We start from the raw sequence: 13,530 nt of genomic DNA, 5'->3' as shown, positions 1-13,530 counted from the left end.
TCTTCATTCCTCTAGACGGGCGCCCGTCCGCCATTGGCGAGCGCCGATTGCATGGTTCTCACGACAACGAAGGCGTCGCGCAGATGTGAGCGCTCGAAATCTCCGAAATCATAAGGCGCCAGGAAGTTATCCGGCTTTTTGCCCTCACGCACCTGGCGAACCTGATTGCGCAGCCGCATGTCCGCGATCAGGTCATAGGCCGCGATCAGATCGCGGGCTCCAGCGCCGGAGATGATACCCGCTTCCTCCGCCGCGAGCAGGCGCGCGCGCGTGTTGACCGGAGCGAGCTTGCCCATCAAGGCGTAGACCCGCCCGAGATCCACCACCGGAACGACACCGTTGTGCTTCATGTCGATCTGGTTGCGATGCTCACCGCTGCGGATGGTCGCAAAGCCACGGAGCAGGCCGAGCGGCGGCGCATGCTTCAAGGAGTTGCTGATCATGTGAGCGGTGAAGATCGAGTTACGGCTCGCCTCTGCCAGAGTCTCCGCCTGAAGATCCTGATAGAGCGAGGACGCACCGCAGATCGGCCGGAGATCGAACATGACGCTCGCCAGCATCTGCGCGGTCGGATCCGGCTTGTGGATCCAGTCGCGGAAATAGCTGCGCCAGACCGAGACTGGCTGACACCAGCGCGGATTGCTCGCCATCATGTCCCCAGGGCAATAGAAGTACCCGCAGATATCGAGCCCCCTGCTCACCTTGGCAGCGAGCTGCTGGTACCACGGCATCTCCTCCGGCTCGACGCCGTCCTCGATGAAGATGCAATTGTCCTGATCGCTGACACCGCTTTGTTCCTGCCGCCCCTGGCTGCCGCAGGCAAGCCAGACATAGGGTACCGGCGGCGGCCCGAGCTCGCGCTCGGCAAGCATGATCAGGCGCCGTGTCACACTGTCGGCAATGTCGGTGATCAGGCGGGTCACGACCTCATGCGCATTGTTGCTGCCGACGAGCTGGACCAGCAGTTGCGGGATACGCGCGGTGATTGCCTGCATGTCCTCGGCACGATCCGCCTGGGCGATATCACGGATCAGCTGGGCCGAACTGATTGCGTGGAAGCGAATGAGATCTGTCTGCGTGATCATGCCGATCAGCCGGTCACCTTCGACGACCGGAAGATGACCGACGCGACGCTCCAGCATCAAATGCAGGATGTCCGAACCGAGGGCTTCACCGGGCAATCCGACGGGATCCGGCGTCATGACGGCCGATACCGGTGTCGTCTCGGGATCAAGTCCCTCCGCGAGCACCCGCGCCGTCAGGTCACGGGTCGTCAGAATGCCCTGAAACCGTCCATTCTCGACCACGCCGAGGCTGGACACATGCCGCTCCCGCATGAGCGCCGCGGCAGCCCGGACGGTATCGGCGGGAGAGCAGATGATCGGCGGCCGCGACATCAGTTCGCTGACCTTCTGGATCGTCATGTCGCCGCGACGACTGTCGGCAAATCGGCCGCGCGTGAAGAACCGGGAAAAGACCGGCTGCTCCTGCATCAACCGATGAAATTCGTCTTTCGGCAGGATCAGAAGCGTGCAGGCACTGCGCGCCGTGGCCGTGGTGGCCGCAAACCCGTCGCCCAGGAGGCCGCGCTCGCCGAAGGAGTTGCGCGGTGCAAGTTCAGAGACCACCGTATTGGTGGCATCCATGATTTCGACTGCGCCGTCCATGATGAGATAAATGCCCGGCAAAGGATTGCCGCGGTGATAGATTTCAGCACCAGTCGAAAAGGAAATTTCTTGAAACCGGGTGGAGACCCGTTCGATCTCGTCCTTCGGGAGACTGTCATACGGATGGACGGTCTCGAGAAAAGCCAGCACGTCGGAATGTGTCTGGACCATGTGCTTCCCCCTCATGAGCGCCCTGGGCGCCTTGGTTGTTTGAGGGACAGGAGGGGCGACTGTGCCGCCCCTCCCGATAAGTCTCTATCAGTGACCGGTCGCCTGACCCGCGCCGCGCGGAACGCGGATGGATTCGACGAGGTCCTGTACATGCTTCGGCGGAGCCTGGGTCATCATCGACACGATGTATGCCGTGGCGAAGTTGAGCAGCGCACCGATCGGGCCGAACGCCGTCGGCGGGATGCCGAAGATGTAATTGGCCGGAACGTTTTCAAGCATGTTGGTACCTGCGACGAAGAACCAGCCCAGATAGGTGAACAGGTACAAGCAGGTGACCACGAGGCCGACGATCATGCCGAGCGTGGCGCCGACCGAGTTGATGCGCTTCGAGAAGATGCCCATCATCAAAGCCGGGAAGATCGTCGCAGCCGCAAGACCGAAGGCGAGTGCAACGGTCTGAGCGGCAAAGCCTGGCGGGTTGAGGCCCAGCAGAGTTGCAACCAGAATTGCGCCTGCCATGGCGATACGGGCCGCCAGAAGTTCGGACTTTTCAGAAATGTCCGGCTTCAGGAAGTCCTTGATCAGATCGTGGCTGATCGCAGACGAGATCGCGAGCAACAGGCCGGCAGCAGTCGATAGAGCGGCTGCGAGACCGCCAGCGGCGATGAGGGCGATCACCCAGCCCGGAAGCTGTGCAATTTCCGGATTGGCAAGAACGAGGATGTCGTTGTTGATCGTCAGCTCGTTACCGGTCCAGCCACGCTGCGTGGCAGTATCGGTGAAGCCTGCAGCACCATCGTTGTAATACTGGATGCGACCGTCGCCATTCTTGTCCTCGAACTGCAGGAGCCCCGTCACTTCCCAGTTGCGCATCCAGTCGGGGCGCTCGTCGTAAAGAACGGCTTCCTGCTGTGTGCCACCCGGATAGATCGTGCTGATGATGTTGAGGCGTGCCATGGCGCCGACAGCCGGAGCCGTCAGATAGAGCAGCGCGATGAAGACCAGTGCCCAACCGGCAGACCAACGCGCATCAGACACCTTCGGAACTGTGAAGAAGCGGATGATGACGTGCGGCAGACCAGCTGTACCGATCATCAGCGACAGCGTGAACAGGGTCATGTTCAGCATGGAGCCTTGAGCGGTGTAGGCGTTGAAGCCGAGGTCGGTGACGACCTGGTCCAGTTTCTGCAACAGAGGCAGTGCAGATTCCGTATGCGTACCAAAGAGGCCGAACCACGGGATCGGATTGCCGGTAAGCTGCAACGAGATGAAGATCGCCGGGATGGTGTAGGCGATGATCAGGACGATGTACTGCGCGACCTGCGTGTAGGTGATGCCCTTCATCCCGCCGAGAACGGCGTAGCAGAAAACGACGGCAGACGCGATCCACAGACCGGTCGAGACGTTTACTTCCAGGAAGCGCGAGAAGGCGACGCCGGCACCCGTCATCTGACCGATAACGTAGGTCACCGAGATGACAATCAGGCAGACGACAGCCGTGAGGCGAGCACCCTGGCTGTAGAAGCGGTCGCCGATGAACTGCGGAACCGTGTACTTGCCGAACTTGCGCAGATAAGGCGCGAGCAGAAGTGCGAGCAGCACGTAGCCGCCGGTCCAACCCATGAGGTAGGTCGAGTTGCCATAGCCGACGGTGGCGATCAGGCCGGCCATAGAGATGAAGGAAGCCGCCGACATCCAGTCAGCAGCAGTGGCCATGCCGTTCAAGACCGGGTTGACGCCACGGTTTGCGGCGTAGAACTCGGCCGTGGTCCCGGCACGAGCCCAGATGGCGATGCCGACGTAAAGCGCGAACGACGCGCCTACGATCAGCAGATTGAGTGTATACTGATCCATTATTGGTCCGCCTTACTGCTCATCGACGCCGAATTCGCGGTCGATCTTGTTCATGTAAATCGCGTAGCCGAAAATCAGAACGATGAAGACAACGATCGAACCTTGCTGGGCGAACCAGAAGCCCAGATCGGTTCCACCGACGGCGATACCCGATAGAGCGGGGCGAAGCAGGATGCCGAACCCGTAGGATACGACGGCCCAGATCGCCAAGCAGATGTAGATGATGCGAACGTTCGCTGACCAATAAGCGTTGGACGAAGTTTTGTCCGTCACGAGTGCTCCTCCCTTTCCTCGACGAGACGTCCCCCGGGACGCCTCTTCCTCCACGTCTTTTCCGCCAATCCTTGTCCCAAGGCGGAATAGACAATTGTCTAGGAGTAACGAATCCGCTGCAGATCGTACATTCTCCGTTAGTCGCAGGGCGGTCCGTTGCCCACAACATGCTGTGCCGTTGTGAAGCGGTAGGGAGCGCGGGCGCCACATCTTAAGACGACGTCAACCATGTCGATTAGATCAGGCTTAGGACTTTTATAAATTCATCCATCCGAAAACGCGGATATTCCGCTAAATAATAATGTTTAAAATCATAGTCTTAGCCTGACCTCAACAATGTCAGAATCGCGGATTTTCGCCACTGAACAGCCCGTACACCTTAGCAATTTGCTAAGAAATAACCCCCTATTTGCCGGGTGTTCCTTTTGGGGGATCGCCGCAGATGAAGCTGCGGTAGGGTGAAACATGGGGTTTGGCACATGATGTGCGTTGCGTTGCCCGCGATCTTTGCGGGTCTTCTTGGTGTGTTCCTGCTGTGGCTTCCAATCAGCCTTCAGGCGCAACTCGTTCTGAGCCTGGCCATTCTGGGGCTGATGCTCCTGTTCATGATGCGCCCGCAGAACAAGACTTTCCGTCTGATGACCTTCGTGTTCTCCGCGGTCCTCGCGCTCCGCTATGCCTTCTGGCGCACAACGGAGACACTGCCGGATATCCACGAACCGTTGAACTTCATTCCTGGTATCATCCTCTACGCGGCAGAAATGTACTGCCTCGTGATGCTGGCGATCAATTTCTTCATTGTTGCCGATCCCCTTCAGCGAAAGCCCGCGCCACGCCTGCAGGACAGCGAGAAGCCAACGGTCGATGTCTTCGTGCCATCCTATAACGAATCGGCAGACCTGCTGGCGCTGACACTCGCGGCCGCGAAATCGATGAACTATCCGGCCGACAAACTGACCGTCTATCTTCTGGATGACGGCGGCACCGATGCCAAATGCAATCAGTCCGATCCACGCGCCGCGATCGCCGCCCGTCGCCGCCGGGACGAACTGCAGGGGCTCGCCGCAGCCTTAGGCGTGCGCTACCACGCCCGTGCGGAAAACAGCCATGCCAAGGCCGGCAACCTCAATGCAGGGCTCGGAATATCCTCAGGCGAACTGGTCGTCGTTTTCGATGCCGACCACGCGCCTGTGCGCGAATTCCTCAACGAAACGGTCGGCTATTTCGCGGATGACGAGAAGCTCTTCCTGGTTCAGACCCCCCACTATTTCCTCAATCCCGACCCGCTGGAAAAGAATCTCCAGACCTTCGGCAAGATGCCGTCGGAAAACGAGATGTTCTATTCCGTCGTGCAGCGCGGCTTGGACAAGTGGAACGCCTCCTTCTTCTGCGGTTCCGCAGCCGTGCTGCGCCGCAAGGCCCTGAAGGAAACCGACGGCTTTTCCGGGCAATCGATCACCGAGGATTGCGAAAGCGCGCTCGCGCTGCATTGCCGCGGCTGGCACAGCCTCTATGTCGATAAGCCCCTGATTGCCGGCCTGCAGCCTGAAACCCTGGTCTCCTTCATCGGCCAGCGCGTCCGTTGGGCGCAGGGCATGCTGCAGATCCTGACACTCAACCGTCCCTTCCTGCAACGCGGCCTGACCACGGCGCAGCGTATCTGCTACGCCGGCACAAACCTCTTCTGGCTCTTTCCGCTGACACGGCTGACATTCATGTTCTCGCCGTTGCTCTACATCTTCTTCTCGCTGCAGATCTTCGAAGCCAACATCACCGAATTCGTCTGCTATTCGGTCACCTACCTCATCTCGTCCTTCGCCATGCAAAGCTACCTTTTCGGTCGCGTCCGTTGGCCCTGGGTGTCGGAACTCTATGAATATGTGCAGTCGGTCATGCTCTTCGGCGCGATCCTCAGCGTCGTGCGCAATCCGCGCAAGCCGACCTTCAATGTCACCTCGAAGGGACAGACACTCGACGAGAGCAAGCTGTCTCCCCTCGCCCGGCCCTATTTCCTGATCTTCTTCCTGCTGTTTGCTGCCACCTGCTACGCCATCTGGCGCTACACCACCGAGGCCATGCCGTCGGAGCTGCTGCTGATCGTCGCCGGCTGGAACATCATCAACATGGGTGTGGCTGGGGCAGCCTTGGGATCAGTCTCCGAGCGCCGGGAGCGTCGGCGCAACCAGCGTCTCAACGTGCGCCGCCACGCTATCCTGCACCTCGGCGGCACGGGATACGCAGTTATCATCGGTGATGTCTCGAGCGGTGGCCTTGCTCTCCAGTTCATCGATGGCAAACCGGTCGACGGGATCGACAAGGGGAATGAGGCCGTCATCGAAGTGCGTCGCCACGGGCGCAGCATGGAGGTCCCGCTGATCTGCAGAAGCGTGATCCGGCGCCCTGACGAGACAAACTTCGGCTTCGCCTTCGCCGAACGAACGCCCGAGACCTTCGTCGCCATTGCCGAGATGATGTATTGCGACCAGCAGCCGCTGCAGGATCGGTGGAACCGTGTCCAGAAGCACAAGGGCTTCTTCATCGGCACGATCCGGTTTGCCATGTGGACAATGACCGAGACGCTGCGCGCCTTCAGCTATGCGCTCCGTCTGGTGCAGGAAACCACGGAAGTCTCCCATCCGGATGCACCGATGGTCATCCATGCTCCCACCATGCGCCTGGACACCCCCGCCGCCGTGTCGGCTACGCAGAGAGGAACGGCATATGCGTAAGCGAAATCTGACCGTTCTATTCTCCACAGCAACCATACTGCTGCTGGCGGCACCGAACCTTTCGACGGTCGCGAACGACTTGACGCCAGCGACGACGTCCACCAGCGCAACCACACCGATGTCTCGCGGCCAATCCCAACTGGTGTCGTTTCGCCAGTCGGGGAGCGAGATGCGGCTGGAGGGCGAAGATGCCGTCCGTGAGCTCACCTTCTACCTGTCGCCCGACCAGGCAGCGACGGGCGGCGCGCTGCGCCTCAGCTATACGAATGCGGTCTCGGTGCTTCCCGATGACGGCACCGTCGACGTCGAACTGAACGGCAAGCCGCTCTCGAGCTTCCCGATCCGCTCGCCGCACGGTCCGACAACCCATGACTTGCCGGTCGCAGCCAATGACCTCGTCGCAGGCTGGAACAGTGTTCGGATCCGCGCTCGCCAACATCACCGCATCGATTGCAGCATCGATGCGACCTACGAATTGTGGAGCCAGTTCGATCCCCTCGTGAGCGGCTTCGTGGCCCTGGTCGCGGCAAAGGATGGCGATCTCGCGAGCCTGCTTTCGGTCGGCCGCAATGGAGATGCAGCAACCGAGATCCGCCTGATTGCAAAACCGGAGACGGCACGCCTAGCCCTCCGGGATAGTCTCGCACTCATGCAGACGCTCGCTCTGATCCTCGGACGCAACGATATCGTCGTCACCGTCGGCGAACTGGAGGGTACAGGACCGGGTATCGACCTCCATGTCGGAGACCTGGACAATGCCGAACTACCTCAGGCTTCGCAGGATGCACTGGCCGGGGCGCCACGCGGTCTTTCTGTGCGCCGGAATGATGCCGGGCGTTATGCCGTCACGATGCGCGCCTCTGGCCAGGCTGAGACCCAGGCATTGCTGCTGGCGGCCGTGAACGGTCCGCTTCAGCCTCTCATCCGGGCGAATAAGCTGGCGGCCTCGCGCAGCATCGTGGACGGCTCGGAGCCGGGCACACACGAACTTTCCGGGGTGGGTTACAAGACGTCGCCGTTTTCGGGACGCCTGTTCCAGACGAGTTTCGACGTCGTGATGCCGGCAGACTTCTACCCGGGCGACTATGCAACGGTCGATCTGCATCTGAATGCAGCGACGGCACCCGGCCTCGCTGCAGGCACCCAGATCCTTGTCCGCGTCAATGAACGTGCAGCAGCCAGCCAGATGCTCCACGATCCGGAAGGCGTGAGGCTGGAGGACAAACCCCTCGAATTGCCGCTTCGCGCCTTCCATCCCGGCGTCAATCATGTCCGCATCCTTGCCGAACTGCCGACGGCAAGCGATCTCGCCTGCGATCCGGCGGCACGCGACGAAAGCCGCTCCCGTTTCCTGATGCTGCAGGAGACGACCGTCACGATCCCGCCATTGGCACGGGCCGGACGCCTGCCGGATCTGGCTGCCTTTGCCGGCAAGTCCTTCCCCTTTGCAGGCTCCGGCGCCTTCGACATCTATGTCGACGCCCCGACCCCGGCACGCCTGGGCTCGGCCCTGACCGTCCTCGCACGCATGGCGATTTCGGCAGGCCACCCCTTGCCTGTCGAGTTGAAGATCGGTCGCCCGGATCCGGCAAAAACGACAGGGAACATTCTGGTCGTGAACGCCGATGGAGGCGCTGCACAAAGCGCTGCATTGACAGTCCCCAAGGGACATCGCCTGCACATGCCGGCGACCGATGAACTGGTCACGGCCTCAATTGGCGATACAGGTCCGTCGTCGGACTCCGAGGCACTCCTGAACGCTTTTCAGGTGGAGACGAAGCTGGATGAGGAAAAACTGTCCGCGAAGAGGCGGATCACGGCGTGGCTGTCCGCAGCCGCCACCACGGTAAACCGTTGGCTGACCTACAGGGAGATCGGCGACGATGTGCACATCGAGATGCAGGACCGCCTGATCAGCGTGCGGCAGTCTCAAGTGCCGGAAGGTGATGCAGTCTGGACAGTCGTAAGCGCGGCCGACGAGACATCACTGTCTCTGGGCGTGGCCGCTCTGACGAGGCCCGGAACGTGGACGGCACTCGAGGGCGAGGAATCCGTCATCCGCCGCTCCGATCTGGAACTCGTCAACCGCAAGCCCCAGGCCTACAGCTTTTTCCCGATCACCGATACGAGCCCCGCCAATCTCAGACGCCTCGCCGCTGCATGGCTCTCGGACAATTTCTTGGTCTATGTCGCTCTCGTCGTCCTTCTGATGGGCGGGTTCGGCTGGTGGGTTGGCTATATGGTGCCGCGCAAGGGCGTGAGGACAGTCGAATGAAAAAGAACAGCAGAGTTGCCGTCCTGTGTGCCGGCACCATCCTCAACACATTCTTCTTGGCCATGCCGCTCACGGCGACGCCGCTGGTCGTTCGTCAGGCCGCTTCGACCATGGCGCCACCATCGACGGAAGCGGTGAACGAGGCTTCGACGCCGGAAATCGGGTCAGGACCCGATAGCGTCGATCTTGCCGCACTCTATTATTATGCGAGGAACGGCGAGGCCGATCGGGTCGAGGCGGAAACACGTCGCCTGGCAGTGAAATTTCCCGACTTCGCCCTTCCCGCAGATCTCTATGCCCCGGAAGCCGGAAACAAGGTGGATGAAAGCAGCCTTTGGCAACTGTACGAGCGTGACGACTATGCCGGGATCGACCAGGAGGTCAGCCGGATCGCGGCTGCCAATCCAGGCTGGGAGCCGTCCGACGATTTTCGCGTAAAGCTCGAACGCCGCAAGCTGCGCATCGCGATCACAGAGGCCCATGCCAACAAGGATTTCACGACGATCGTGAGAATTGGCGCTGGCCTCGATCCGATGCAGGAAACCGAGATCGATCTGCTGTGGATGATGATCGACGCCTGCAGGGCGAACGACATGCGCGACGCCCTGACAGACGTCTACCGCGGCATCCTGTTTCGCGGGCAAGACAAGGCATTCTCCAATGAGCTCGTGCTCACGACCTTGCAGAAGGCGATCGAAGACGTTCCGGCCGCGGACCTTCGCGAAGCCATGCAGGTCCTGTCGGCCGATCCCGACCTCTCACTCGGCATGGAAGGTCTGCAACTCGACCTGATGCGAAGGGAGATCGGGGATTATGCCGCGAGCGTCCCGGGCGCACCTCGCCCCGGTGACGGGATCCTATCCACGGTCAGACAGGTTGCGGAAACCGAGGGATCCCCCGAGGACCTCGCGCTGATGGGATGGTATCTCCTGAAGATCGAGCAGCCGAAGGAGGCAGCCGCCTGGTTCGAACGGCTGATGGCGGATCGTCCGACGGCGGAAGCTGTCCGAGGACTCGCGCTTAGTCTTGCTCATCTGTCGAAGGAGGGGGAAGCCTTTGCCCTCGTGTCGAAGCATATGGATCTTCTGAATGCGGAAGACGCATTTGTCGCCGACCAATTGTCGTTCGCTTTCAAGGGCGAAGGAAAGGCGAAAATCGAAGACAGTGTCGTCGCCCGCTATTCGGAAGCCATTCAGAAGACGGAATCGGCAGACCATGCGCGCCTTCTCGGCTGGTACGCCTACAATTCACGTCAGTTCGAGCCGGCCAGGGCCTGGTTTGCAAAGGCCTTCGACTGGCAGCCGGAGGGAGACAGCCTCAAGGGAATGCTCCTCTCACTGACGCGGCTCGGCGAAAAGACAGAGGTCAGCGAACTCCGCAAAAGACACGGGGAAGCCTATGCCAGCATCTTTGCCGAGCTCAAGTCTGCAACCGAGCCTCGGGGCAAGAGCGGCAAAGCGGTGGACGCTCCGAGCGGCGTCGAAGCACGCTATCTCTCCAGCCTGCAGAAGAAGGATTATGGCGCCTGTATTGCCGACCTGAGAAAGCTCGAAGCAAAGGGGCCGCTCAGACCTGACGTCCAGGTGTCCAAGGGCTGGTGCCTGCTTGGGCTCAATCATCTGGCCGAAGCCCGCCAGGCCTTCACGGATGGCTTGTCCCGCGGCGGCGGTAAGGCGGATGATGCGGCCTATGGCCTGGGCCTGACGCTTCTCCGCGCCAACCTGACCGACGATGCCGAAGCCCTGCTGATGCAGCAGAGCGTCACACCGTTGCGCGAACGCGAACTCCGGGCCGAACTCCTGTGGCAGAAGGCACGGACGGCCTTCGACCGCAAGCAGTACCGTCAGACCCTTGAGGCGCTGAACGCCCGCCTCCAACTGACGTCCGAACCGGTCGGCATCAGTCAGATGCGGGCATGGAGCCACTACCACCTCGGCAATCTCGCACAGTCTCGTGCGATCTTCGCCCAGCTCAACCAGGTGATGGCCGATCCGGCCAACAGCCGCGGCATCGCAGCGATCAACGAGCGGATGGGGATCACCCGATGAAGACATCAAGTCTCCTTTTCCTGGGGTTTCTCGCGCTTCACGGCTGCAACACCGTCGAAGATCCCTTTCTCGACGGCATGACGTCGGCTGCGGGTACAGCTCAAACCGGCAATCGCGAGCTGCCGGTTCATCTGGCCCGCGCAAGCCTCACCGGCCTTGGCGAAGCACCGCTCAGTGTGCGGCAGACCATGAGTAACGGTGGAACCAGGCAGGATATCGTCTATGCCAACAGGACGACGGTGCCTGGCGATAACAGGCTGACCCTCATTACAGCATCGGCAGCAAAACGAGATGGGCAACGGGGGCCAAGCCGGAACGAGATCGCCCAGGCGCTGCAGACCGATTTTCCTGGCATTCGTATGGGCATCGACCCCGTCATCCGACGCAACAGCTATGGACCCTATGGAACGGCGACCGGAAAACTCGGCAATGACGGCGGCTGCGTCTATGCCTGGCAGGCCCTCGATAAGAATGCCGCCTTCGATCTCGCAGAGCCGGTCACGATCCGCCTCCGCTATTGTCACCCCGAGATCGGACAGGAGATACTGGCAGACCTTCTCGGTGGCCTGACGTTGGGTGGTGGTGCAGGCGCACAAGTAGGCCCGGTACTGGGATCGCTCCACCAGACAACATCCACCTATGCCTATTCGGCGCCGGAGACCGACAAAGCACCCCCGAGGGCGACAGCCTTCATTTCGCGCATCGAACCGGCTCGGGACCAAACTGCGCCGGCAGAAGTCTCAGCCGAAGAAACACCGCCTTCGACAGCCGCGGCAATCCCGATGCCTGAGTGACAGGACCCGCGTCCGCCTCGCTGATCTTAGCGAAACAACCGCTGGAGCCGAGGCCGGACGCGCAGGAAACCGCGATAGGCTGCCTCGAAGACCGGTGTGAGGGGTGCCCAGCCGGCGACTACACCAAGCGGGCGCAGCAAGGGAATGGCCCGCCACATGGCGGCGAAGGCTGGTGCGCCGGACAGAAGCCTGCCTTTTTCCTCCGCGTGAAAGCGCGAGAGAATCTCGGCACGATCGAGAGGGCAGCCCGTCGACGGATCGCAGACATCCACGAATAGGATCGCCCCGCGCCGGTCGAGGCGGCGCATCAATGCAATCTCCCGCTGGCACAGCGGACAACTGCTGTCGAACCAGACAGTGACCTCAGGGTTCATGATCGGCTTTCCATCGTTGAAGTTTAGACGCGATTGATATTTGGGGCTGTGCAGGCGCATCGACAATGCGTCTTCGCGTCGCGATGAAACCCGAGGCTCTGGATTCTGGAAATCACGCCACCGTCAGAAGAGGCGGAGCCTCGTCTTCAGTCCGGTCGAAACGATCGATGGGATCGACGGTTAAGGCTCGGTCCACTTCGACATGGAGGCCGGTCGCCTCCCGATAAGTGGAGGGGGAGCAACCGAACCGCGTCATGAAGAGCTGCCGCATGTTCGTCTGGCTACCCAGCCCGCTGAGACGGGCGATATCCTTGATCTTGCGCTCTCCGGCTTTGAGCATTTCACAGGCGTAACCCAACCGGACTGTCAACACGTACTCACCGACCGTGTGCCCGGTCTTTTGCTTGAACGCGCGCGAAAGGGTCTTCTCGCTCATCGCGACCATGTCTGCGAGCTTGCCGACACTGAGGTCCGAGGAGGGGTTCGCCATTACCCACTCCTGCACGCGCTCGACGGGACTTCCCGCGTCAAAACTCGGCAGACGTCCAGCCCGCGCACCGTAGCGCGTCTCCGCATCCGCCAGGCGGGAGCCAAGGCGGCGTGCGACCTCTGCCGCAACGTCTCGTCCCAAATCTTCATCGATGAGGGCGAGCGCGAGCGCCAATCCGGCACTTGCGCCACGAGCGCTCCAGATCTTCCCGCTCTTGTGAAGATTGGAGTGCGGCTCGACGATCGTCTGCGAGCAGAGCGTGGCAAGCCGGGCCTGAACGTCGCCATCGGCCACCACGGTATGTCCTCGGGTCACCCCGGCTGCCGCAGCAAACAGGACCCCATTGCCGAATGTGGCGACCCTCCGGACGTTGGGCGTACGCCTGGCGAGGAATTCGATGATCCGCAGGTCGTGGTCCTGCAGTGTGACAGGCGATCCGTCGGGCACAATGAGGGTATCAACCTCAGGTGGCGCATTGACAATATTGTAGACCGCGCTGAAGCGTATCCAAGGCTCTTCCGTCTGCACAGCGTCATAGCCTGCGGCGCAGGTCGTCAAACCATATGGCTGATCTCCGGAGATCTCACTGGCATAACGCAAGCTTTCCATCACGGATGCCATTTCTAACATTCCGCAATTGCTGCGCAGCACAATCATGATCATGCGCTTCATTCGAACCAACCTCAGAGTCTGCATATCCTGGTAAAGGGATTTTAGTAACTAAGCTTAGTTTTGCTAAAAAAATGAGCACAACATGTTCATAAAACAGTCACAATGTATCAAATTCGGATTTATGTCTGTTAAGTCGCTCCAAATCACGAATAGTCTGGCAAGAATTCGAAGTGATACAGCGCC

At 60.7% G+C, this 13,530-nt stretch carries 9 protein-coding genes; 4 read left to right on the top strand and 5 right to left on the bottom strand.

Features of this window, described 5'->3' with window-relative positions; translation table 11 throughout:
- Positions 1–11: 11 nt before the first annotated feature.
- The 3 genes from E9677_RS24130 to E9677_RS24120 all read right to left on the bottom strand — a co-directional run bounded on the left by E9677_RS24130 (position 12) and on the right by E9677_RS24120 (position 3,965).
- Entirely contained in the window at positions 12–1,838 is a 1,827-nt protein-coding gene (locus tag E9677_RS24130) for a DUF294 nucleotidyltransferase-like domain-containing protein (protein WP_136560609.1), read from the bottom strand.
- A gap of 87 nt (positions 1,839–1,925) precedes the next feature.
- Entirely contained in the window at positions 1,926–3,692 is a 1,767-nt protein-coding gene (locus E9677_RS24125; protein WP_136560608.1) for a sodium:solute symporter family protein, read from the bottom strand.
- A gap of 12 nt (positions 3,693–3,704) precedes the next feature.
- The gene (locus tag E9677_RS24120) at positions 3,705–3,965 is read right to left on the bottom strand and encodes a DUF4212 domain-containing protein (protein WP_136560607.1); all 261 of its coding nucleotides are present in this window, start codon (positions 3,963–3,965) and stop codon (positions 3,705–3,707) included.
- 479 nt (positions 3,966–4,444) lie between these two features.
- Between E9677_RS24120 and bcsA the strand changes: the two genes are divergently transcribed.
- From bcsA to bcsN, 4 genes are read left to right on the top strand one after another with little or no spacing between them, the layout of a single operon-like run.
- Complete coding sequence (gene bcsA, locus E9677_RS24115) at positions 4,445–6,694, top strand: UDP-forming cellulose synthase catalytic subunit (protein ID WP_168801335.1); 2,250 nt, start codon at positions 4,445–4,447, stop codon at positions 6,692–6,694.
- Positions 6,687–8,969: a cellulose biosynthesis cyclic di-GMP-binding regulatory protein BcsB gene (locus tag E9677_RS24110; protein ID WP_168801334.1), complete on the top strand. Its 2,283-nt coding sequence runs from the start codon at positions 6,687–6,689 to the stop codon at positions 8,967–8,969. Before bcsA ends, E9677_RS24110 begins: the two co-directional genes overlap by 8 nt.
- Positions 8,966–11,017 (top strand): tetratricopeptide repeat protein, encoded by a 2,052-nt coding sequence (locus E9677_RS24105; RefSeq protein ID WP_136560605.1) that lies wholly within the window; start codon positions 8,966–8,968, stop codon positions 11,015–11,017. The genes E9677_RS24110 and E9677_RS24105 overlap by 4 nt, the downstream gene beginning before the upstream one ends.
- Positions 11,014–11,811: a cellulose biosynthesis protein BcsN gene (bcsN, locus tag E9677_RS24100; protein ID WP_136560604.1), complete on the top strand. Its 798-nt coding sequence runs from the start codon at positions 11,014–11,016 to the stop codon at positions 11,809–11,811. Before E9677_RS24105 ends, bcsN begins: the two co-directional genes overlap by 4 nt.
- A gap of 26 nt (positions 11,812–11,837) precedes the next feature.
- Here bcsN and E9677_RS24095 read toward each other — a convergent pair whose 3' ends face one another.
- Together E9677_RS24095 and E9677_RS24090 are read right to left on the bottom strand one after the other, a co-directional pair.
- Complete coding sequence (locus E9677_RS24095; protein ID WP_136560603.1) at positions 11,838–12,185, bottom strand: thiol-disulfide oxidoreductase DCC family protein; 348 nt, start codon at positions 12,183–12,185, stop codon at positions 11,838–11,840.
- Between the two features lie 112 nt (positions 12,186–12,297).
- A complete protein-coding gene (locus E9677_RS24090) occupies positions 12,298–13,347 on the bottom strand; it encodes a GlxA family transcriptional regulator (protein ID WP_168801333.1) in 1,050 nt (349 codons plus the stop codon).
- Positions 13,348–13,530: the final 183 nt, after the last annotated feature.

The sequence above is a fragment of the Peteryoungia rhizophila genome (assembly GCF_004912145.1).
Lineage (GTDB): Bacteria > Pseudomonadota > Alphaproteobacteria > Rhizobiales > Rhizobiaceae > Allorhizobium > Allorhizobium rhizophilum.
Note: the sequence above shows the minus strand (reverse complement) of the source record. Positions and strands in the feature narration are given on the sequence as shown.